We start from the raw sequence: 23,629 nt of genomic DNA, 5'->3' as shown, positions 1-23,629 counted from the left end.
TGTACTCGGACGTGAAGAAAAAGTCATCTTAATCGTTCAGATGACTTTTCCCCTTTTATTTTTTCATCTTGATTGTGATGGTCTGCGCCATCACATCATGCGGATTGAGTTCATAGGACAGAACCTCTCCGTTGATTTTAATTTTCAGGTTAGGGGCATAGCCCGTGCGGATTTCAATCTGCTTTTGATCCGTGACGTCTTTTTTAAAGGTTTCGCCTTTTTGCAGTGTTCCTTCTTTTAAAGAACCGCCGCTGTCATCACGGACGCGGATCCATGCGCTGTCAGAAGCAATCAGTTCAAGCTTATACTTATCTGCCCCGGAGACGTTGTATGAAGAAGCCGAGCCTTCCGTTCCGGCCGCTTTGATCTCCGTCTTTTCACTGCTTTCTTCTTTCTTTTTCTGCTCTGACGCTTTTGTGTCCTTTTTGTCTTTTTTGCTGTCAGATTGCGCTTCGTCATTTGTATTGCCGTCGTTTTTCAGCGCAGAATCCTTAGGAATCTCATACTTGCTCTCACTTTGGGTGACTGCCTTATCTCCGTCTGTCTGCCCGGATTTGCTCATTCCGAGCTGAATAATCGCATAAATGATCGCGATGACGATAATGACACCGATGACGACAAGGACGGTCGGAAGCCATTCCGCCGCCTTTGAAGCGGACTTAGGAAGCTCCCTTTGCATGGCGAGACCGGAGATTTTTTCCGACACATCGTCATGGTACGTGTTAGGGATGTCTTTTTTATATTCTTCAAATAACTGATCTGAATCAAGCCCGACAGCTTCAGCGTATTGCTTGATAAACGCCCGCACATAAAAATTGCCGGGAATGACGTCATAATTGCCTTCTTCCAGAGCGGTTAAGTATCTTTTCTGAATTTTCGTCGCCGCCTGGAGTTCATCCAATGACATCCCTTTTTCCTCTCTGGCTTCTTTAAGCCGGATTGCTAATTCTGTCACAACAAACACCTTCCAATATTAAAAATCAAAGCTTGAAAAACCGGTCTGATCAAATATTTGCGGTTCTTCTGCATGTTCATATGTAATAACTTCGTCAGGATCATTTCTGAGTTCGATAATATAATCGAAATCATCGAGCGTATACTCCGAATTTTGAACAAAAATATCCGGGTGCTCCACGACCTTTGTCGCCGGAAGCCGCATAATTTCACTGACGAGCTGAAGATGGCGCTCAGATCCCCGTCTTGTCGAAACGATGCCGTCGAGGATAAACACGTTTTCCGTGCTGTATTCATCGGCAACCAGCTGGCTCCGGATCGTTTGTTTTAGCAGCGTTGATGATACGAAAAGCCATCTTTTGCTGGCACAAACGCTTGACGCAACGATGGACTCCGTTTTTCCGACCCTCGGCATTCCCCGGATTCCGATCAGTTTGTGCCCTTCTTTTTTAAACAGCTCGGCCATAAAGTCAACCAGAAGACCGAGCTCGTCCCTTTCAAAACGGAAGGTTTTTTTGTCATCGGCATCACGCTGAATGTATCTTCCGTGGCGGACTGCGAGACGGTCGCGAAGCCTCGGTTCTCTCAGCTTCGTTACTTTAATGGTCTCCATTGTTTTTAAAATTGATTCCAATCGTTTAATTTGATCTATATGCCGGCATCTGAGCAGCATTCCCCTTCTGGAAAGGTCGACACCGTTAATTGTGACAATATTAATTGACAGCATCCCGAGAAGAGATGAAATATCCCCGAGCAGGCCGGGGCGGTTCACTTGAATTTCATATTCAAAATACCATTCGAGCTTTGCCAAATGATATACCCCCTCCATTGTGGCAAATTTTTACCTTCCTTTATCATAAAACATTTTTCTCTAATTAGAAAGAAGAATGTTGCTCTATAGAGGAAAACATAAAAAAAGAGAGGAGAAATCCCCCCTCTTAATGAGTGCTGTTATTTTCAACAAGCTTCACCATCATATTTGCGATGGCGCGCTGTTCATCTTCAGAAGCAACGCTCCAAAGATCAGCAAGCACTTTTTCCTGATGGTTTTTCGAGTCGACTTCGTTCGCAAGGTAACCGCCGATTTCTGTAGCGAGGTCAGTGATCGTTTCATCACTCATCCCTTTTTCCTGCGCATAGTTCAATCTGTCGCCAAGGAAATTCTTCCAATTATCCCAGTTTTCTAATACTGACATGTTGGGTTCCTCCATTTCATCTGTTGTTACAAAATTATTTTGTCCGTACAGATGCAAACTATACACACATTTTTTTCAGCAGTGCCAGCCGCCGTTTACGGATAATATATGCCCCGTAATATAGGAAGCCTTGTCCGATAATAAAAAGGCCGCCGCTTCGGCGATTTCCTCCGGCTTTGCCAGCCGGCCCGCGGGAATTTCCTCTGCCAACGCTTCTTTTTCATCAGACGTGAACTGATCAAGCATATTTGTATCAACGGCACCCGGCGAGACTGCATTCACGCGGACGCCGCTCGGAGCAAGCTCTTTGGCAAGCGCTTTGACGAACGAATGCTGCGCTCCCTTGACCATGCTGTATAATACCTCGCACGATGCGCCTGTTTCTCCCCAGACGGAACCGATCGCGACGATGCCCCCGCTTTTTTTCCGGATCATGCCGGGCATCAGATTACGCGCCAAAAGAAACGGACTCGTCACATGCAGCTGCACCATCTCCCGCGCCGTGTCATCCGTAACGTCCGTAATCAGGCCGAAATGACTTTTGCCGCTGTTTAATATCAGAGCATCCACAGGCTGCTTAACGGAACGGCTGAGTGTCTCCGCTCCATCCGGTGAGGACAGATCCGCCTGAATAACGGAGGCTTTTACGCCGAATGATGCGCTCAGCCTTTCCGCAAGCCTGTGTGCGGCTTCCTTATTAGAATGATAATGCAAGAGGACGTCATATCCGTTTTTTGCGAGGACTTCACTTATACTTTGTCCGATTCCGCCGCTTGCTCCGGTTACGAGCGCTGTCTGTTTCATCAATCAATACTCCTTCTTTCCCCAGAAAAACATCCCTCAGGGCGTGAGGGATGTTTTTGTTATGATTTTGGCACGACTTTGCAGACTGTCAGCCTGTCTTCTGATATTTCTTCTTTAATGACCCGCTTTACGTCTTCCAGCGTAATCTGCTCCAGTACGGTTACGACATCAAACAGACTCATATCTAAAAAGGCGTAGCGTGTGAATTGGTTGGCAATATATTCAGGCGAATTGAGCGCTTTTAAGAATGACCCGATCTTCTTTTTTCTCGCAAGATCAAGTTTTTCCGCAGTCACGGCTGATTCTGCATCAAGCAGCATGTGTTTTAATTCGTCAGCGAGCTTATCCGGCTCCGGTGTATCTCCTCCGACAGAGGCAAAACCGAATCCGTATTCAGCCGTGTAATCAAAGCTGAAAGTTTCATCAATGTAGCCTTTGTCGTACAAGTCACCGTAATGCGGTGAGCTTTTTCCGAACAGACATTCAAGCATGAGGTTCATGCTGAGCTCGTGCTTCAACAGCTCCTGCCCCGTTTTATAAGGGTCTTTCGCCTTTAAGCCGACAAGACATTTTGAGCCTTGCACGTTCATTTTTAATTCCTGCTCCCGGCGGAAAACCGCTTCCTGCTCCTGAACTTCTTCACGTTTGATTTCGGGCTGGTCTGTAAACGGCTTTTTCTCCTGGTTTTTCCGCACCTGGCTGATGACCGCTTCAGGATCTACGGGACCGACGATAAAGAGCAGCATATTGCTCGGGTGATAAAACGTTTCATAGCACTCATACAGCAGATCTTTCGTAATATGTGAGATGCTCTCCACCGTTCCGGCAATGTCAATTTTCACGGGGTGGTCTTTATACATATTTTCGATAAGGCCGAAAAACAGCCGCCAATCCGGATTATCATCATACATATTGATTTCCTGGCCGATGATGCCTTTTTCTTTTTCAACTGATTTTTCCGTGAAATACGGATCCTGAACAAAATCTACGAGTGTTTCCAGGTTTTTCTCCACATTAGAAGTGCTGGAGAACAGATAAGCGGTTCGTGTAAATGATGTAAAGGCATTTGCCGACGCCCCCTGCTTACTGAAGTCCTGAAACACGTCGCCGTCCGCTTTTTCAAACAGTTTATGCTCCAGAAAATGCGCGATTCCGTCAGGGACGTGTACCATTTCCTCCTTATTTAAAGGAACGAATTGATTGTCAATGGAACCGTACTTTGTCGTAAACACGGCGTATGTTTTATTAAAGCCCTGTTTCGGCAGCACATAGACATCAAGGCCGTTTGCCATTTTTTCATGATACAGCGTTTCCTGAAGCTGTTCGAAGTTTATCGGTTTAGTCAAGATGCTCCCCCCGTCCCTTTTAAGAAATAAGTCGTATCCAGCTTAATGTTCTTTCCGACATTGATAATGTCCTCTTTTGTCACTTTCTCGATATTGTCAAGGAATCTTTCGATCGGTATCTCTACTTGGGCTGAGGCCTGCTGATACAGAAATTCCGCTAAGCCGTATGCCGTATCAATGGTTTCTAATACTTGATTTTTAATAACGGCTTTCGTTTGGGCGATATCATCTTCTGAAAAGTCACCGTTTTGCATAGCCTGAAACTGTTCTTCAATGATGGTGACGGCCTGCTTGTAATTTTTCACCTCAATGCCCGACATGACCATCAAAAGCCCTTTGAAGCTTTCCACCCTTGAGGCTGCATAATAGGCGAGGCTCGCTTTTTCACGGACATTTATAAACAGCTTTGAATGAGAGAAACCTCCGAACAGCCCGTTAAACACTTGCAATGCAGGATAATCCGGATCTGTATATGTCGTATTGGTCCGGAATCCGATATTCAGCTTGCCCTGCTTGACGTCCTCTTCATCAATGACTTCCTTCGGATCGGGCTGTTCATTCGCCGCGCTTCTTTCAAAAGGCTGAAGCTCCCGTTCTTCCGTTTTAAAATACGTATCAACGGCCGTTTTCACCTGATCTGTATCAACATCGCCGATGACGTACAGGTCCAGCTGATCTTCGCGTATGGCTTTTTGATAGGCTTCATACAAATCTTGCGGTGTAATGTGTTCAACATCATCGAACTCGCCGTTGACGTGAAGGGCATACGGTTCGCTTTTGCACATTTCCTGAACGAGACGCAGATTAGAATACCTCATCTTATCATCATATACGGCTTGAATCCGCTGTTTCAGCGTCCGTTTTTCCTGCGTGACATAAAGGGGCAGGAAGGCGCCGTTTTCCAAAGCGGGCGAAAAGACAAGCTCTGATAAAAGCTGAAGGCCTTTTTCCAATAACGGTGTGCGGTCCTTCAGATACTTTTCATTAGGAATCTCAAGTCTGAACGTAATGACATGACGTTCTCCCTTTTTTGTCAGATCAGCTGAAACGGATGTGCCGTACAGTTCATCAAAATAAGACCGCAGATCAGCGGTTTTCGGGCGGCTTTCTGTTCCGCGCAGAAGCACATGCGGAAACAGCGCCCTTTTTGTTACGAGCTCTTTCGTTAAAGGAGCCAGCATTTTAAACGTCAGCGAAACGGTTTTAAATTTCTCGGTCTTTACGATGTGGGCGGTGATCCCGCCGTGCTTTGACTTCATTTCATTTACGTAAGTCATGTGAAACCTCCTTCGTTCATTCTTTCATAGTATGTATTATGACCAAATTTCAGCATTCGCAAAAAAGAGTGCGCAGATGTAATTATATCAACTGGAGGATTTATAAGGAAACAAAAAAACCTCTGCCCGAAAACAGGCAGAGGCATTGAACGTTATTTTTTCAAATTGAAAGGCCACCAGTTGGCTCTTCCGAATATTTTCACCATGACCGGTACAAAAAACGGAAGGACGACAATTGCGTACATGAGAAGGCCTGTTAATACCACGGTTGCAATCTGTAATAAGGAAAGAACGCCTGACGGCAGCATGGCCGCAAAGGTTCCCGCTAAAATAATGGCTGCAGAAATGATGACGGAACCCATATTTTTCATACTGCTGATCATTGCGGGTTCCGTTCCTTCTTTTTTAAGCTCATTAAAGCGGTCCATTAAAAAGATGGAATAATCCACGCCAAGAGCCATCAAAATGACAAAGCCGAAGAACGGCACGGCCCAGTTTACGCCCGGGTACCCGAAGAAGTGTGTAAAGATGTATTCTGTCACGCCGATGGATGCGAAATACGTCAGTACGAGCGACGCCACTAAATAAACAGGCATAATGAGGGAGCGCAGCATCACGATGAGAATCAGAAAAATTCCCGCCAGCATAAACATGGCCGTCCGTTTGAAGTCTGAATCCGATACTTCCTTCAGATCGGCATTCATGCTGGAGACTCCCGAAACGCCGAAGGAAGCATTCTTCAGATCCGTGTTCGGAATGGCCCTTTTTACGCTCGCTTTGATCGCTTGAATATCTTGAATGGCCGTATTTGAGTAAGGATTGTTATCAAGAACGACGGTCAATTCTGTCGTTTTTCTGTCATCTGACATGTACGTATTAAACACGCTTGTGAAATCACTGTTTGTCAACGCATCTTTCGGCACAAACCAGCCTGTCATTTCTTTGTCTGACGACTTGTGAAGCTCACCCAGGTAATCATTCGCCCCCATCATGCCGCTTGATACTTTCTTAAGCCCTTTTACACTGTCGTTAAGGCCGGAAGAAAGTTCGCTGAGCCGGGAAGAAAAATCACCGAGACCGCTCTTCATTTTTTTCTGGCCCTCCGCGAGCTGTCCTGCCGCCGATTCAAGGCGCGGCATTTGTCCCGCGAGAGCCCCCTGTCCGTCTGACACTTGCTGCAGACCGTTTTCAATACTGGTCAGACCGTTGATCATTGCGTTAATTTGAGTGTCAATCTTCTTCTGAGCGGCTGCCAGTCGGGCAAATTGTTTTTCCGCTTGCTGCAGATGAGCCTTTTGACTGTCGACCTGTTTAGAAAACGCTTCTGCATCCGCGTTTGCCTTGGAAACGGCTGACTGTACACCCGTAAAGGCTGATTTGATTTCTTGGTAAGAGGGATCGGTTTTGACTGACGGTATTGACGCTTCCAATTTTGCAAACGGCAGCCGGGCAAGCTGCTTGTTCAAATCGGCAAGCTGTCTGCTGGCTTCATCTTTCATCGGCAGGACGGTTTTTACCAATTTTAAAGCGTTTTGCGTTTCTGAAGCGAGACCGCTGTTTTGTTTGAGCTGTGAAGTCAGCATTTGTTTTTGCTCTTCAATCTGCTTTCTCATCTGGGCGACGCCGGCTTTATTCTCGTTCACGCCAGCCTGCAGTTTATTCAGGTTTTCTCCTATATCAGAAAGCCCGGATTTCAGAGACAATGTTCCGTCAATAAGCTGATTGACGCTTTTCCCCGACTCTTCGATCTGCGGCTGTGAATCAGCTAACGACTTTGCGGCATGCCCTAATCCGTCCGTGATTTTTTCAAGTCCTGTATTGCCTTTATCAAGCCCTTCTTGAAGCTGCTTTGCCTGATTTGTGACAAATAATTGATTCAATCCGTTTCCAGCAGGGCGCGTGGCGCTTCTGACCGTTTTTACACCCTCTGTTTTTTCAAGTTCTCTGCTGATTTTTTCGATATCAATCAGGTGTTTTTCGGTATTTAAAGTCTCATCATTTTTGACGACGACTGTGGCCGGAAGAAGTTCTCCCGGGCCGAAGGCGTCTGAAATCGTATGAAACGCGCGGACGGATTCATATTTATCCCCGATTTCGTCAAGACTGTTGTAAGATAGCGCCCCTTTGTAAAGAAGGATAGGCGGGACAGTGAATACCGCAACGATTGCAAGACTGATGAGCGGCCTTTTAAATGAAAACCGCCCTGACGTTTCCCATGCTTTGCTTTGAGGATGCGAAATATCGCCCTTAACAGGCCAAAACAAGCTTTTTCCTAAAACAGCCATAAAAAACGGCACGATCGTCATGAGCGCAAGCAGCAGCACCGCGACACCGACCGCAACGGCCGCTGCCGACTGATACAGCTTAAATGTCGCAAATCCGATGCAGGCAAATCCGATCAGCACCGCACCGCCGCTGTACAAAACCGTCTTTCCGGCCGTTTTGTAGGTGACGACGATCGCTTCTCTTATGTCAGCGCCATGCGACAGTTCTTCTTTAAATCTGCTGAGAAGCAGAATGCAGTAGTCTGTGCCGATCCCGAACATAATCGCAACCATAAAAATCTGAGTAAAAGTTGAGAGCGGAAAATTCAGCTGATCGACTAAAAATGCGACAATCGACTGGCTGACTAAATAAGATATCAATACTGATAAAAGCGGCACGAACGGAGCGACCACTGACCGGAATACAAGGATCAGCACGATCAGGATAAAAGCGACCGTTATATATTCAGTCTTTTTCAAGCCGTCCTGTGAGCTTTTTAACACATCTTCGTCGATCAGCGATTGGCCTGTAATGCCGTATGATACGCCGTACGGTTTCAGCTCTTTATCAATTTTATTTTTTATTTCGATGATATCGTTTTTGGATGTATCAAGCTGCAGCTGAACGAGCATCGTTTGTCTGTCTTTTGACAGCAGCTGTTTTTTAATGTCGTCATTTTTCTCCCCGAAGTATGAGGTCACCGTTTTAATCTGAAGCGCTTTTTTATGTTCAGATAAAGTGCTGACGGCTTCTTCCAGACGATCTTTTTTGTCTGTCATTAAGCCTTTTTCGTGAAATACGATGACGGCAGAAGAAGACGGTGCATCGGAATCAGACATTTCATCAAGCAATTCATGGGCGTAAGAAGAGGAATATCCGTCCGGTACGGAAATCTGCCCTTTCTCCCGTGTCAATTCAGCCATATCAGGCGCTGTAAGCATAAATATCACCGTTGCGGCGACCCACACCGCGGCGATGATCCAGCGGGCTCGGATAATGTTTTTCATTATGTCTGCTGATCCTCCTCAGTCATCATCAATCGATATAATTTTTCATATGTATTCACGAACATCTCCGCCTCGTCTTCATCAAAATACATAATATATGAACGGACGAGTTCCTCAATCCGCCGCTCAACACGATGAAATACTTCCGTCCCCTTGTCCGTGACATTTAAAAGTATGCTCCGGCGGTCGCTTTGGCTGCGTTCTCTATTGATGTAGCCTTTTTCATACAGGCGGTTCGTCATAGATGTAATGGCGCTTTTATTGACGTGGCACACCGCGGCCAGTTCAATTGATTTGCAATCGGGATTGAGCATAATATAGCGGAGGATGTAATATTGATCCAATGTCAGTTCTTTGTTCACTTTTTCAGCGATAATGCTGTCAATTTTTTTTAAGACGTGCAGGTATACATCGGAATAACGCTGAATCAGCTGCTTTACTTTTTCTTCATGCACCTTTTCCCCCTCCTCCCAATAGTTAATATGTTTAACTATTAAAAAGGATAACGACTTGACGGTATCATGTCAATCTTCAAAATAAAATAAAAAAAGACAGTGCAGATTACACCGTCTTTAATGATTCCTTTTTTTCTTTTGCTTGTGATGAGATATTTAACAGCGCTAAAAATACAGACACAATGCTGCAAAAAGCGGATAAAATAAAAATCAGCCAGCCTGCATTTGACATCAGGGCAGCAAAGATCGGCGGTCCCGCCGCTACTCCGATAAACCGCATGCTGTTATAAAATGAGGTGATGGTTCCCGATTCCTCGTTGTCTACGCCTTCTGTGATGACAGCGTCTAAAGCCGGCAATGCCATTCCGATACCGATACCGCTGACACACAAAAAGATAAATAATAAATAAAAACTGTGATTCCACCATAGGCCGATAAACGACAGTGTCACGGCACTCATTCCGAAAACGATGCAAAACTTCATTTTGCCTTGGTCTTTTCCGATTTTCCTGCCTGATATATATGAACTGACGGATAGAAATAAAAGCGGGATTGCCAAAAGCGCTCCTTTAGCCACACCGTCAATGCCGTATTTCTTCTCCAGTGAGTCTGATAAATAAAAAAGAACCCCGAACAGCAAAAACATAATCACGCAGCCGATGATAAAAACCGTAAAGAGCCAGCGTCCGTCACGCTTAAATATGCGGCCGACATTTTTCACAAATTCGGAAATAGAAGGCGCTTCTTTTTGTTCCTCCGGCTTTGCCACCAAAAACAATACGAGAAAAAAACTGATGAGCGAAAAAAACGGAATGAACCAAAATGGCATAAACCAAAACCATGCAGCCAAGAGCGAACCGAGAATCGGGCTTATTACTTTCCCGGCAGTGTTAGACGTCTCAATATCGCCGAGCCCCGCGGTAATCCGCTCATCATCCCCTTTGAATAAATCACCGATAAACGGCATCACTACAGGAGCCGCCCCTGCCGAACCGATTCCCTGCAGCACCCGCCCCGCCAAGATAATGGGATAAGGATGCTTGAACGCGGTGGAAGCTATCGCGGCAAGCGCTCCGCCCGCACCGGCTATGAGAAGACAAGGCAGAAGAACCTTTTTTCTTCCGAATTTATCGGACAGATATCCGGCAATCGGAATACAAATAATCGCCACAATCGAATAGACCGTTATAATTAACGATACTTGAAAAGACGATATGGACAGCTTCTTTTCAATCATCGGAAGCACAGGAATCAGCATGGAATTCCCGAGTGTCATCACGAGCGGTACAGAAGCCAGAGCAATGATATTTTTCGTTCCATTTTTCTTCTTACTCAACTTATTCACCCATTCACTATACTTGGTTGTTTCCTGTTTTATTGTGCCTTGCAGAAAATAAAGTATGTACTGAAACGGCAAATAAAAAAACAGACACATGACGCGTCTGTCTTAAAAACGTTTTCTTACAACATGAAAACTGAACTTATCAGCCCGGAAATAATTTAATGAATACAGTACAGGTTCATCATTCTGATTATAGTGGGTTTGCTTCAGCAATAAAAGCGCCGTCTCCGGCTCGCATTCCAAAACCGGTGAAATCGTATCGTGATATCCGATCGGTTCGATATCAGCAACGGCATAGCTGATCACAGATCCGGAGTTTTTTTCCAAAAGATCAAAAATAGACTCCTGTTCATGACAGAAAGAATTCGGCAGAATGTGCATCGGAATCGTATCTAAACAGTAAACGACCGGAGTGCCGCTTGCTGTTCTCACGCGTTCCAAATAAAAAAGCTCCTGCTCAGGCTCAAGCCGGAATCTAGCGATATCTTCATCAGACGGCGTGATGACCTGAGACGACAAAAAAATCGTACCCGGCACCATGTTCGCCTGCTGAATCGTTTTCGTCACGCTGTTGAGCTGTTCAATACCTGAAAGAAACAGCGGTTTTGTATGGACGAAAGTGCCCACACCGTGCCTTCTGATAATCACATGCTCCTCTTCAAGGATACGCAAAGCTTCACGCAGAGTTGCCCGGCTGACACCCATTGATTTTGAAAGCTCAAATTCAGAAGGAAGCTTTTCCTTTTCGGTGTAAATTCCGTTTTGTATATCCTCTTTGATTCGCTCAATCACTTTTAGATACAAGTGACGATTGTCAGCTTTTGTAGACATGTTTCCCCTCCGTAAACCACTTTCATAAATTATTGAACAATTGGGACAACTATATCATGTTTTGATAAAAAAATAAATAGGAATGATTTTGGTGATATCATTTTCAGTGAAAACTCTCTCCTTTTTAAGAAGAGAGCTCATCATATTGTTCCTTAGATAATAGTACTTCCCTCGGTTTGCTTCCTTCATACGGCCCGACGACGCCCCGTTCCTCCATTGCGTCAATCAGACGGGCAGCTCTCGTATATCCGATTCTGAACCGCCTTTGGAGCATGGAGACTGATGCCGTCTGCATGCCGATAATCAAATCGACCGCTTCGTCATAGAGATCATCCGTTACTTCACTGTGTGTTTCCGAAACTTCTTCCGGAATCATCTCTTCTTGGTACTGCGCTTTTTGCTGCGTAATGACATGATCGACGACATGCTCAACCTCTTCATCGGATAAGAATGCCCCTTGCACACGCACCGGCTTATTTGCGCCTACAGGCAGAAACAGCATGTCTCCGCGCCCCAGAAGCTTTTCAGCGCCGCCCATGTCTAAAATTGTCCGTGAATCGGTCTGAGATGAGACACTGAAGGCGATTCTTGACGGGATGTTGGCTTTAATAACACCGGTAATAACGTCGACTGAAGGCCGCTGTGTCGCGATAATCAAATGAATTCCCGCCGCCCGCGCCATCTGTGAAAGTCTCGTAATTGAATCTTCCACGTCGGAAGAAGCGACCATCATCAGATCGGCAAGCTCGTCAACGATGACGACGATGTACGGCAGCTCAGGCTGCTTGACTTCTTCTTCGGCATTTGACCGCTTAATATGATCGTTATAGCCTTCTATATTTCTCGTACCCGTATGGGAGAACAGCTCATAGCGGCGCTCCATCTCATTGACGACCTTTTTCAAAGCCTGCGAGGCCTTTTTCGGATCTGTCACGACCGGCGCAAGCAGATGAGGAATGCCGTTATACACATTCAGCTCAACCATTTTCGGGTCAATCATCATCATCTTCACTTCATGCGGTTTGGCCCTCATCAGAATGCTCGTAATAATACCGTTGACACAGACGCTTTTTCCGCTTCCCGTTGCCCCCGCTACGAGCAGATGGGGCATTTTGTTCAGTTCGGCAAGCACGGCTTCCCCGGAAATATTTCGTCCCAAGCCGATCAGAAGCTTCGCGTCCGGCTTGTCATTGAGCTTGGATTCAAGCACTTCTTTTAACGAAACCATCGCAACTTCAGCATTGGGCACCTCGATGCCGATTGCCGATTTACCCGGAATCGGCGCTTCGATCCGGATATCCTTCGCGGCAAGCGCGAGCGCGAGGTCATCGCTCAGATTCACGATTTTACTGACTTTGACCCCGACGTCCGGATACACCTCATATTTTGTGACCGCCGGACCGAGATGAACCTGCGTCACTTTCGCCTTTACGCCGAAGCTTTGAAAAGTCCGTTCGAGTTTTCTTGCATTCTCGTAAATGTTTTTCTTATCGGTCTGCTGGCCGGTATGTTTCGGGTCAGCCAGTATGTCCAATGAAGGCATTTGATAATCTTTATTTTCAAGCTCTGTAAACGTCATCGGCGGAGCCGCAGCCGTTTCGCCACTGTCTTGAGCGCCGCCGGAAGGCTCATCTTTTGCCGCTTGTGCAGCCTCCTGCGTTTTTTCCGGAATCAGCGGTTCGGAGGGCTCTTCCTGACGGTCTGAAAAGCTTGAAATAATCGGCTCTGAATGGATGATCGGCGAAATGATTTCCTCATCCTCTTCCTCCGGTTCAGGCTCTTCTTTTTTCTTTTGAACCCGTTTTTGTTTTTTGCCCGATTTTGTTTTTGTTTTCGGCGAAGACATATTCGTTCTGACCGTCTTCATATCCTCAAGAAATGCCTGCCATTGACCGCGGATAAACCGGCCGACGGGGCTCGTCCACTTTTTGAGCGTTTCTTGCAGTGAACGGCCCGTTACAAGAATCAGCCCCATTAAGATCAGCACGATCGCCATGATCTGTGAACCCGTTGATGCAAATAAAAAGTGGGAAGCTGCAAACAGTACCGCGCCGATCATGCCGCCGCCCAAATCAGGGGAAGCAGCCTGCTGTTTCATGTCAATCATAAACAGCTCCCACGTGTTGCCGATGACACTTGCCGACCGAATCGACCCGTGATGAGACAGATTTTTAAAGAGCTGCACGTGAGACAGCAGCAATATACTGGCGATAATACAGTACAGCCCTGCCTTTCTTCTCGTTAAAAGGCTTGGACTCTTCTTTTTCCAAAACAGCGAAATTCCGAGAAGGAAGAGCGCAATTAAGCATAAAATAAACCACTCTCCGGCAAAAAAACGGAACAAGTACACAAATGTCTGTCCCACAACGCCGAGCTGCAAAACAGCAATAATCGAGATTGCAACACAGAGCAGTCCGCTTAGTTCGTATTTTAGATTGAGCTTACTCTCTTGTTTCTTTTTAGATTTCCGTTTTTTCTTTGCCACACTCATCACCTTACTGCGTTAAAAAATGTAAAATCATACATCATGAAGAAAAGCAGCCTTTTGCCGGCTGCATTTTTCTGTAGGATTCCCCTATTATAGCATATTTTGCCCCCGAGAAACGGACTGAATGCCGGTTAGATTTTCAGCTTGATTTTTTGTCCCGGAGCGATGTCCGGATTCAAGAAATCCATCGGGTTCGTACTTAAAATCTGTACGACTTCAGCTTCATTTCCCTTCATCTCAACTAGCAGCGGCACGCCGGCGTAATCTACCTGTTCATGCACGCTTTGCTCTATATCCTGACCGTAAACGACTTCTTGGGGCATGACGGTATAAAGGATCATTGAATCATCCTTCCTTCCTCGCCCTTTCGTTCCTCAATCAGCTGGTTCAGCTTTTTTATCGCCTGTCCGACGCCGCCCACGGCATCAATTAATCCGTAATCAGCCGCATCTTTCCCGACTACGTTCGTCCCGATGTCCCTGGTTAAGTTTCCTTTTGAAAACATCAGCTCTTTGAATTTTTCTTCGGAAATATTTGAATGATGGGTCACAAAGTTGACGACCCGCTCCTGCATTTTGTCCAAGTATTCAAATGTTTGCGGAACCCCGATAACCAGACCTGTAAGCCGAACGGGATGAATGGTCATAGTCGCTGTTTCCGCGATAAAACTATGATCACATGACACGGCGATCGGCACACCTATCGAGTGTCCCCCGCCGAGTACGATTGAGACGGTCGGTTTTGATAAGGATGCGAGCATTTCCGCAATCGCAAGCCCCGCTTCCACATCGCCTCCGACGGTGTTTAAGATGATCAGAAGTCCTTCGATTTTCGGATTTTGCTCAATGGCGACGATTTGCGGAATGACGTGTTCATATTTGGTTGTTTTATTTTGCGGCGGGAGCTGGACGTGCCCCTCAATTTGGCCGATGATCGTCAGGCAGTGAATATTGGTATCTTGGGACATTTGCGGCAGAGATGTCTCTCCCAGCTGCTGAATTTTGCTCATAATGCTGTCTTTCGCATCTGATTTTTCGGGCTGCTGTTCTTCGGTGTTTTCCATACGATGATCCATTTTATCTTTCACCCTTTCCGAATGTCTCTTTGTATTATGAACAAAGATGATGATTTCCATCCGGGACATGAACAAAAACAAAGCCGGAGCATCATGCGCTCCGGCTGTGTATACATTATACTTCCATAATGATCGGAATGATCATCGGCTTGCGTTTTGTTTTTTCATAAAGGAATTGATTCAGCGCATCACGCATGGCTTGTTTCAGCGTGGACCATTCTACGGCAGATGTTTCCGTCGCTTCAGTCACGATAGAGCGGACGAGCTCAGTAGCTTGTACAATTAAACCTTCTGATTCTCTGACATATACGAAACCGCGCGTAATGATCTCAGGACCTGATACGAGGTTCTTTTTCTGCTTATCGAGTGAGATCACGACGATGAGAATGCCGTCTTGTGACAATAAGCGGCGGTCTCTCAGCACGATGTTGCCGATGTCGCCGACTCCGAGGCCGTCAATCAACACGTTTCCGTACGTGACTTTATCCCCGATTTTCACATTCTGGCCGCGGAATTCAACGACGTCACCTTTTTCAATCAAGAAAATATCGCTGCGTTTCATGCCGATCTCTTCTGCGATTTTGGAATGCGCTTTTTGCATTCTGAATTCACCGTTAACCGGAATTAAATATTTCGGTTTCAGCAAATTAAGCATGAGTTTCAATTCTTCCTGCGAACCGTGCCCGGACACATGCACGCGTTTTTGGGCGAAAATGACTTGAGCGCCGGCGCGGGCAAGCAGGTTGACGGTTTTGGAATATATCAATTCATGCCCCGGAATCGGTGTTGATGCAATGACAACGGTGTCTCCTTCTTCAATGTTAAGCTGCTTGTGCGCCTGCTTGGCCATCCGCGTAAGAGCGGCCAGCGGCTCACCATGGCTTCCGGCTGTAACAATTGCCACTTCCCGCTTCGGATATTTTTTCACATCCTGCACAGGAATAAACATTTCATCTTCGGCTTCAATATAGCCGAGCTTGCGCCCCAGCTGAAGCACGTTTTGCAGATTTTTTCCGGCGATTGCAAGTTTGCGGCCGTTCTGGACGGCAGCCTGTATCACTTGCTGGATCCGGTTGATATTAGACGCGAATACAGCAATGATGACACGGTTTTCTGAATTGTTCATCGCATCGGAAATTTCACCGCTTACATATGCTTCTGACGGAGTATACCCCGGGCGCTCCGCATTGGCGCTGTCAGAAAGCAGGGCGAGCACGCCGCTGTTTCCGATTTTGGCAATTTCGCCAATATCACATGATTGGTGATAAGCAGGCGTCTGGTCAAATTTAAAGTCTCCCGTGCATACAATAGAGCCAAGTGATGTTTTGAAGCTGACTCCCACTGAATCCGGAATACTGTGAATCGTTTTAAAGAACGATACTTTCGTTGATTCAAATGTAATGACTGATTTAGAGTGAACTTCACGCAAATCAGCTTTTCGATTATGCCCGTACTGCTTGAGTTTTTCTCTCAGTAATGCAAGCGTAAGCTTCGTTCCGTATACCGGCACCGACAGCTTATTCAATAAATAAAAGACGCCCCCGATGTTTTCATCGTGCCCGTGTGTCAGAAAGATGGCCTTCACGCGGTCAGCCCGTTCTACTAAGTAGGAAATATCCGGAATGACGACATCAATACCGAGCATTTCATTTTCAGGGTGCATCAGCCCTGCATCCACTACAAATATGTCTGAGTCAATTTCAATGACATATAGGTTCTTCCCAATTTCTCCGACGCCGCCAAGGGCGATAATTCTGACGTTTTCTGTATTTTTCTTTTTCAAAATCTGTATCCTCCTAGTCTCATACCCGTCCATCATCACTTGTTCCTATTATAACTGATATCAATTTTAGAAAACAAGAAGAAGCGGAAGGTTTAGGGAAAACCAATATGTATACAAAACGGTCAAACTCACGATAAAAATGAGAATGACCGCGTATTTTAACTGTATAAATTTTTTCTTACAGTTCGCTGATGACGCTGCTCAGGCTCAGACGTTCATCTTCATTCAGCGGGATAAGAGGAAGACGCACAGATCCGACATCAAGGCCTTTCAGCTGTAGCGCCGTTTTGACCGGAGCCGGATTAGGCGCTTTAAAGAGCTCCTTCATGATCGGCAGAAGCTTCTGATGAATCAGTGCCGCGGTTGCCGTCTGCCCGTTCGTATAGTTTTTAATCATCTGCTGCATGTCAGAACCTACGATATGGCTGGCCACTGACACGACTCCTCTTCCGCCGACTGCGAGAATAGGAAGCGTTAACCCGTCATCACCTGAATAGACGTAAAAATCTTCCGGTGTTTCGGCAATGATTTTCGTAATGGCATCAAGATCGCCGCTCGCTTCTTTAATCGCAGAGATATTCGGTATCTCCGCAAGTCTGATGGCCGTTTCCGGCGCAAGCGAAGCGACCGTTCTGCCCGGCACGTTGTAAAGCATCACAGGAAGAGACGTTTCTTCAGCTATGGCTTTAAAATGACGGTACATCCCCTCTTGGGAAGGCTTATTATAATATGGCGTGACAAGCATAACGCAATCGACGCCGGCTTCTTCAGCTTTTTTTGTCAGTTTAATGGAGTCTTTCGTATTGTTGCTTCCCGTACCCGCAATAACAGGCACGCGTCCGTTCACTTCTTTGACTGTAAATTCAAAGAGTGCAATTTTTTCTTCCGTTGAAAGTGTCGGAGATTCGCCGGTCGTGCCTGCGACGACTAAAGAATCCGTGCCGTTTTTCAACAAATAGTCTATTAATGTAGACAGTTTTTGAAAGTCTACATTCCCTTTACTGTCAAAGGGGGTAATCATCGCTGTAGATATATTTCCGACATTCATTTTTTTCACCTCATCATGATTCAATCACATTTACTTTGAAAGTTCAAACACTTCATGCAGCGCATTTACGGCCGTTACCATATCTTTTTCATGAACGAGCACCCAGATCGTCGTATGGCTGTCGGCAGATTGCAGAATCGGAATGCCTTTATCAGAAAGTGCGGAGACGATTTTTGACGTGACACCCGGAACACCCATTATCCCGGCGCCGACCGCTGACACTTTCGCACAGCTCTCCGTCACTGTCGGCTCATATCCTAATTCAGCCAAAATGCTGCGCGCGGCTTCCGTTTTACTGCCGGCCACGGTATATACGATTTCACTCGGCGTAATGTTAAAGAAATCTACGCTGATTCCGGCATTTGCCATTGCTTTAAAGACTTCAGTCTGAACGTTGTATTGCCCCATTTTGGCGGGAACCTTAAATTGCGTCACATCTTTCACATGGGCGATCCCCGTGATCAGCCGTTCGAATACATCGCTGCCGATGTTAGACGAATGATGGGACGTCACCAAAGTGCCTTTGTCTTTTGAATAAGTGGAGCGCACGCGGATCGGCACCTTTGCCTGCATGGCGATTTCCACCGCGCGCGGATGAATGACTTTCGCGCCTTGATAGGCAAGGTTGCAGATTTCCGTATATGTGACGTTCGGAAGCGGCTTAGCATTTTCCACGATTCTCGGATCGGCTGTCATAACGCCTTCCACGTCCGTAAAAATGTCGATAAACTCAGCATCTACCGCCGCGCCGAGCGCCGCTGCTGAAGTATCGCTTCCTCCTCTGCCGATCGTCGTCGTGTCGCCTTTTTCAGTCGCTCCCTGAAATCCCGCGACAACGACAGCGTCATGGCTGGCAAGTGCAGCGAAAAGCCGCTCTGTTTTCATTTCTATAATTTTGGCGTCAGTATGCTGGGCATTGGTTAAAAAGCCGGCCTGGGCTCCTGTTAAAGCTGCGGCTTTTATGCCGTTTTCCTTCAGCATGCTGGAAAAAACAACGGACGAAATCGTTTCTCCGCAAGACAGAAGCATATCCTGCTCTCTCGGAGAAATGTCGGACTGGCTGCCGTAAAGGAGCCCGATTAAAGAATCTGTCGCGTACGGGTCTCCTTTTCTTCCCATCGCCGATACGACAACGACAACTTTATAACCTTCACTGATGGCATCTTTAATGTGTGCTAGCGCAAGCTTGCGGCCTTTGTCATCTTTTACGGATGTTCCGCCGAATTTTTGAACAATGATCTTCACTATTTTCACTCCAAATTAGTCTGACGTAACAGAAGAGAGCAGGCAGAGCCTTACTCTCTTCTGTTCGCCTATAGAAAATACGTTTGTTTTATACGAGGTTCAGTTTTTGCAGGCTTTCCGCGATTTGGACTGAGTTCCAAGCGGCGCCTTTTAACAGGTTATCAGAAACAACCCACAAATGAAAACCGTTTGCTCTGTCCAAATCTTTACGGATTCTTCCTACAAATACATCGCGTTTGCCGACGCAATCAGCAGGCATCGGGTAAAGCTGCTCCGCCGGATCATCCTGAAGCGTAACACCCGGAGCTTCTTTTAAAAGCTGTTTAATATCTTCAACGGTTGCGTCATCACGGTCAAGCTCAATGTAAACAGATTCTGAGTGCCCTGTTTCAATCGGCAGTCTGACACATGTCGCAGCCACTTCCAGCTTCGGCATATGCATGATTTTTTTCGTTTCATTAATCATTTTCATTTCCTCAAACGTATAGCCGTTATCTTGGAATTTATCAATTTGCGGAATGGCGTTAAATGCGATTTGATAATGCTTTTTGTCGCCTTTAACCGGCATAATGGACGGTTCTGCGGGTTCATTGTTTAAAATCGCCTTTGTCTGGCTGTACAATTCCTTCGCCGCTTCATTGCCGGCCCCGGACACAGCTTGGTAAGTAGATACAATGACTTTTTTCAATCCGTACGCTTTGCGGATCGGTTCAAGCGCAGCCACCATCTGAATCGTTGAACAGTTAGGGTTGGCGATAATGCCGTTATGTTTGTGCAGATCACCTTCGTTCACCTCAGGCACCACGAGCGGTGTATTTTCGTCCATACGGAATGCGCTGGTATTGTCAATCACAATGGCTCCCCGTTTTACAGCCTCAGGCGCCAAGCTTTGTGATACGCTTCCGCCGGCGCTGAATAACGCGATATGAACGCCTTCGAAGCTTTCAGGAACAGCTTCCTGCACTGTATATTCTTCGCCTTTAAACGTTACTTTCGTACCAGCAGAACGCTTTGAGGATAGTAGTGTGAGTGTTTCGATTTCAAAGTTTCTGTCTTCCAGTGTTTTCAGCATTTGCTGTCCTACGGCTCCCGTCGCTCCGACAACTGCTACGTGTAATCCTCTTCCCATCTGTAAAACTCCTTCCGCCAATTAAGCATCATTTGTTGAATTGACTTTGCATTTTACGTTTTATTTTACCATAGAATAGTCACGGATTGATCGAATTTTTTTATTCCGGAATGATTTTCTGTCATCATGATTTTTTATTCATGGTGGTGTACGAGCACCGGCTGAACCTGCTGGTGCAAAAGAGCTTTTTCTACCGTAATCGGAAGGAGATCCATTCTGGCGACGAGCGATGTCGGTTTTTTCACGTGGTCGTCCTGGCCGAACGGGATGAAATATATGTTTTTTGCGGACATCAGCCTCATTAAGTTCGTTCCGTTTAAACCGAGTCCGTCGTTTGTCGAAATTCCGAGCACGACCGGGCGGCCGTTGCGGATCGTGGCTTTCGCAGCCATAAGGACGGGGCTGTCAGTCATCGCATTTGCGAGTTTGCTCATTGAATTTCCGGTTAAAGGGGCGATGACCATGCAGTCGAGCGGAAGTTTCGGCCCGAGAGGCTCCGCTTTTACGATGGAATCAATCGCCTCAAAGCCTGTTGCTTCTTCAATTTTTCTGACCCAATCTCCCCCCTCCCCAAAGCGGGTATCGGTCGATTGAACGGTTGATGTCACGACCGGCCGGACTTCAGCTCCTTGACTGATAAGCGCCTCTATTTGCGGAAAAACTTCCTCATATGTGCAATGCGAGCCGGTTAATCCGAATCCGATTCTTTTCCCTTTCAGAGACATGGTTATTTCCCCTCTTTCTTTAAGTCTGCCAAAAGCTTGCTCAATACGTTCGCAATAATCTGTCCGGCTGTTTTCGGGGCCACAATTCCCGGAAGACCCGGAGCAAGCAGCGCTTTAATGCCTTGTTTTTCAGCATATTTGAAATCCGTTCCGCCCGGGCGGGATGCTAAATCCAAAATCAAGGTCTTCGGCGTCATGCGCGATAAAACGCTTTGATTCAGAATCAAGCTCGGTACGGTGTTAATGCAGATATCAATATCATTTACATGTTCAGTAAGCTCTTCAAGCTGAAAAGGAGAAAGCCCCATTTCCATTATACGGGCCAAATGAGCCGAACTCCGCGCGCCCACTTTTACCTTCGCCCCTAACGCCGCAAACGTCCGGGCGATCGTCATACCGGTGCGCCCCATGCCGAGAACGGCGACATTTGATCCGTGAATGGTATAATCCGTATGCTGAATCGCCATCATGATTGTTCCTTCAACAGTGGGAATCGAGTTGAATATCGCGATATCGTCCCGTTCAAATAATTTCACAAGTTTGCGGCCGGCTTCGCTGGCGATCCCCTCAAGATACGCGTTGGAGATGCCTGAATAAATGACGCAATGCTCCGGTGTCCGCTCAAGATAGCTCTGCTTTAATACCACTTCTTCATTTGAAAAAACCGTGGAAACAACGCCTTCTCCGGTCGTTGCCGATACGGGCAGGATGATACTGTCTATTTTTTGAAAGGGAATCTCATCAATTTTGCATTTGACGGTTCCTGTAAAACCGTCATCCAATTGGTCAAACCCTGCAAGATAAATATCGGCATGCTGTTCTGTCAGCTTTCTTATAATCTCAAGCTGTCTTGCGTCACCGCCAATGATCGCAATTGTCAATCCGGTTAACATCTGAAACGTTCACCTTCTTTACAGTTACTGGATCTTTTAAGTGTCATCCTCCTCTTCATCGTATGTGCAAAGAGAAAGGGCGGTGAATGTACAGCGTTCTTTTTCATGAAAAAAGCACCGGCTGTATGAGCCGGTGCTTGCAAAAAAAGAATAAGATCTACTCTTCGGGAGGCGTGATCTCCCCCGGAACGTCTAAAATGATCATGTCTGACCCGATTTTTTGGATATGGTTCCAGGGGACGCGGATGTCGTGGCCTTGTTTTCGCAATCCGAACCATTTTACCGTCGGTATCAACAGCGCGGTAATTTGTCCGTCCTGTTCATTAATTTCCAAATCGGTCTGGCCGAGCACGCCGAGCCGCTCTGCCCGTTTAATGTCTACAATTTCTTTACCTGACAGTTCACTGAGCCTCATGATAGCCACCCCCTTGTACTATATGACCCGGAGCAAAAAAAAATGCCTGCCCCGTATAGAGGCAGACTGCTTTTCCGATTAAGACGAGGCCGGCATATTGCCGGTCGGGCTGATGAGCGATAGTGCGTAATCATCCGTAAATAAGCGGCGGCTGAGGCCGTTGACGCTTTCCAGGCTGACCGCATTTAATTCAGTGATAATTTCATCCATGGTCTTATGCTTTCCGAGCAGGAGTTCGTTTTTCCCGTTCCGGCTCATTTTGCTGTTTGTGCTCTCTAAGCTGAGCATTAAGCTCCCCTTCATTTGCTCTTTGCTGTTTTCCAGCTCTTTCGGGGTGATACCGTCACGTTTTAGAACCGATAACGTTTCCTGAATAGTTTCAGACAGAAGTCCGAGCTGATTCGCGCCGGTGCCTCCGTAAATCGTCAGCATACCGCTGTCTTCATAGGAACTGTGATAGCTGTATACAGAATAGGCCAGTCCTTTATCTTCGCGCACATCCTGGAAAAGACGGCTGCTCATGCTTCCGCCCAGCACATTGTTTAAGACGATCAAATCGTAAATGTCCGGATCTCCGACTTTCAGGCCTTTGAAACCGAGACAGAGATGCGCCTGTTCGGTGTCTTTTTTTCTGGTCAGCTTTTCATAATGAAACTCAGGCTCGCTGATGCCGCTTGCTTTGCCCTTCGCTTCGTATGTACCGAACCATTTCTCCACGTCTTTAATGAATTGTTCCGTTACATTTCCGGCGACAGAAATGACGACGCGGTCCGGCGTGTAAAAGTCATCCATATGCTGTCTGAGAGAATCGCCGTTAAATGACGAAAGCGTTTCCTCCGTCCCGAGAATCGGGTAGCCGAGCGAATGATTGCCGTATGTCGCTTTGCTCAGCAGATCGTGGACAATATCATCCGGCGCGTCTTCATACATTTTGATTTCTTCATATACGACGTTCTTTTCTTTTTTGAGCTCATCTTCGTCAAAAGCAGAATGAAAGAACATATCAGCCAGCACATCAAGTGCGTAGTTTGCATGCTCATCCAGCACTTTGGCGTAATAGCACGTATATTCTTTTGAAGTGAAGGCATTCACTTGGCCGCCTATCCGATCAAAGGATTCTGCGATTTCACGTGCGGACCTGGTATTTGTTCCTTTAAAAAACATATGCTCAAGAAAGTGCGAAATACCGTTTGTATCCGGCGTTTCATGACGTGATCCCGTCCCGATCCATACGCCGATTGCCACAGACCGCACCGTTGGATTATTTTCAAGCACAACTCTTACACCGTTTTGGCATGTATAGCGTTTTATCAAGTCTGTTCCTCCTATTCAAAGACAGGCAACTGCCGCC

General features: G+C 46.4%; 21 protein-coding genes. All 21 read right to left on the bottom strand.

The annotated features are described in order from the left end of the window. Nucleotides 1-55: 55 nt before the first annotated feature. Nucleotides 56-955, bottom strand: coding sequence for a helix-turn-helix domain-containing protein (locus NQS30_RS08055; protein WP_167340664.1), 900 nt, complete (start codon nucleotides 953-955; stop codon nucleotides 56-58). Nucleotides 956-973: 18 nt separating this feature from the next. Then, the gene (locus tag NQS30_RS08050; protein WP_007409819.1) at nucleotides 974-1,765 is read right to left on the bottom strand and encodes a DUF3388 domain-containing protein; all 792 of its coding nucleotides are present in this window, start codon (nucleotides 1,763-1,765) and stop codon (nucleotides 974-976) included. 127 nt (nucleotides 1,766-1,892) lie between these two features. After that, complete coding sequence (locus NQS30_RS08045; RefSeq protein WP_003154150.1) at nucleotides 1,893-2,150, bottom strand: DUF3243 domain-containing protein; 258 nt, start codon at nucleotides 2,148-2,150, stop codon at nucleotides 1,893-1,895. Nucleotides 2,151-2,225: 75 nt separating this feature from the next. Next, nucleotides 2,226-2,954: an elongation factor P 5-aminopentanone reductase gene (gene ymfI / locus NQS30_RS08040; protein ID WP_015239877.1), complete on the bottom strand. Its 729-nt coding sequence runs from the start codon at nucleotides 2,952-2,954 to the stop codon at nucleotides 2,226-2,228. 59 nt (nucleotides 2,955-3,013) lie between these two features. Further along, on the bottom strand, nucleotides 3,014-4,300 hold the full coding sequence (gene yfmH, locus NQS30_RS08035) for an EF-P 5-aminopentanol modification-associated protein YfmH (RefSeq protein ID WP_029973455.1): 1,287 nt from the start codon (nucleotides 4,298-4,300) through the stop codon (nucleotides 3,014-3,016). Further along, nucleotides 4,297-5,577 carry an EF-P 5-aminopentanol modification-associated protein YfmF gene (gene yfmF / locus NQS30_RS08030; protein WP_012117578.1) on the bottom strand — a complete coding sequence of 427 codons (1,281 nt, stop codon included), beginning with the start codon at nucleotides 5,575-5,577 and terminating at the stop codon, nucleotides 4,297-4,299. The genes yfmH and yfmF overlap by 4 nt, the downstream gene beginning before the upstream one ends. A gap of 152 nt (nucleotides 5,578-5,729) precedes the next feature. Continuing rightward, a complete protein-coding gene (locus NQS30_RS08025; RefSeq protein WP_218791636.1) occupies nucleotides 5,730-8,849 on the bottom strand; it encodes an MMPL family transporter in 3,120 nt (1,039 codons plus the stop codon). After that, entirely contained in the window at nucleotides 8,849-9,304 is a 456-nt protein-coding gene (locus tag NQS30_RS08020) for a MarR family winged helix-turn-helix transcriptional regulator (RefSeq protein ID WP_015239873.1), read from the bottom strand. Before NQS30_RS08020 ends, NQS30_RS08025 begins: the two co-directional genes overlap by 1 nt. 106 nt (nucleotides 9,305-9,410) lie before the next feature. After that, a complete protein-coding gene (gene bcbE / locus NQS30_RS08015; protein ID WP_218791635.1) occupies nucleotides 9,411-10,739 on the bottom strand; it encodes a bacillibactin exporter BcbE in 1,329 nt (442 codons plus the stop codon). 12 nt (nucleotides 10,740-10,751) lie between these two features. Continuing rightward, complete coding sequence (locus NQS30_RS08010; protein WP_007409813.1) at nucleotides 10,752-11,477, bottom strand: GntR family transcriptional regulator; 726 nt, start codon at nucleotides 11,475-11,477, stop codon at nucleotides 10,752-10,754. Between the two features lie 124 nt (nucleotides 11,478-11,601). Beyond that, nucleotides 11,602-13,962, bottom strand: coding sequence for an FtsK/SpoIIIE family DNA translocase (locus NQS30_RS08005; protein WP_025284740.1), 2,361 nt, complete (start codon nucleotides 13,960-13,962; stop codon nucleotides 11,602-11,604). 134 nt (nucleotides 13,963-14,096) lie between these two features. Then, nucleotides 14,097-14,306, bottom strand: a complete 210-nt coding sequence (locus tag NQS30_RS08000; RefSeq protein WP_003154161.1) for a YlzJ-like family protein — start codon at nucleotides 14,304-14,306, stop codon at nucleotides 14,097-14,099. Further along, nucleotides 14,303-15,040, bottom strand: a complete 738-nt coding sequence (locus NQS30_RS07995) for a ClpP family protease (protein ID WP_003154162.1) — start codon at nucleotides 15,038-15,040, stop codon at nucleotides 14,303-14,305. Before NQS30_RS07995 ends, NQS30_RS08000 begins: the two co-directional genes overlap by 4 nt. Before the next feature lie 115 nt (nucleotides 15,041-15,155). Then, nucleotides 15,156-16,823 carry a ribonuclease J2 gene (rnjB, locus tag NQS30_RS07990; RefSeq protein ID WP_007409811.1) on the bottom strand — a complete coding sequence of 556 codons (1,668 nt, stop codon included), beginning with the start codon at nucleotides 16,821-16,823 and terminating at the stop codon, nucleotides 15,156-15,158. Between the two features lie 178 nt (nucleotides 16,824-17,001). Next, nucleotides 17,002-17,871: a 4-hydroxy-tetrahydrodipicolinate synthase gene (gene dapA / locus NQS30_RS07985; RefSeq protein ID WP_003154166.1), complete on the bottom strand. Its 870-nt coding sequence runs from the start codon at nucleotides 17,869-17,871 to the stop codon at nucleotides 17,002-17,004. Nucleotides 17,872-17,901: 30 nt separating this feature from the next. Continuing rightward, entirely contained in the window at nucleotides 17,902-19,116 is a 1,215-nt protein-coding gene (gene dapG, locus NQS30_RS07980; RefSeq protein WP_003154168.1) for an aspartate kinase, read from the bottom strand. 88 nt (nucleotides 19,117-19,204) lie between these two features. Then, nucleotides 19,205-20,245 carry an aspartate-semialdehyde dehydrogenase gene (gene asd / locus NQS30_RS07975; RefSeq protein ID WP_003154169.1) on the bottom strand — a complete coding sequence of 347 codons (1,041 nt, stop codon included), beginning with the start codon at nucleotides 20,243-20,245 and terminating at the stop codon, nucleotides 19,205-19,207. A 134-nt stretch (nucleotides 20,246-20,379) separates the two neighbouring features. Further along, nucleotides 20,380-20,970 carry a dipicolinate synthase subunit B gene (gene dpaB, locus NQS30_RS07970; RefSeq protein ID WP_007409809.1) on the bottom strand — a complete coding sequence of 197 codons (591 nt, stop codon included), beginning with the start codon at nucleotides 20,968-20,970 and terminating at the stop codon, nucleotides 20,380-20,382. Nucleotides 20,971-20,972: 2 nt separating this feature from the next. Continuing rightward, nucleotides 20,973-21,863, bottom strand: a complete 891-nt coding sequence (gene dpaA, locus NQS30_RS07965; RefSeq protein WP_044801435.1) for a dipicolinic acid synthetase subunit A — start codon at nucleotides 21,861-21,863, stop codon at nucleotides 20,973-20,975. Nucleotides 21,864-22,020: 157 nt separating this feature from the next. After that, complete coding sequence (locus tag NQS30_RS07960; protein ID WP_003154176.1) at nucleotides 22,021-22,278, bottom strand: YlmC/YmxH family sporulation protein; 258 nt, start codon at nucleotides 22,276-22,278, stop codon at nucleotides 22,021-22,023. A gap of 78 nt (nucleotides 22,279-22,356) precedes the next feature. Beyond that, nucleotides 22,357-23,592 carry a M16 family metallopeptidase gene (locus NQS30_RS07955; protein WP_012117570.1) on the bottom strand — a complete coding sequence of 412 codons (1,236 nt, stop codon included), beginning with the start codon at nucleotides 23,590-23,592 and terminating at the stop codon, nucleotides 22,357-22,359. Nucleotides 23,593-23,629: the final 37 nt, after the last annotated feature.

It is taken from the genome of Bacillus sp. B1(2022) (genome assembly GCF_040259625.1).
Classification (GTDB): Bacteria; Bacillota; Bacilli; order Bacillales; family Bacillaceae; genus Bacillus; species Bacillus velezensis.
This window is presented reverse-complemented; position numbering and strand designations above follow the sequence as displayed.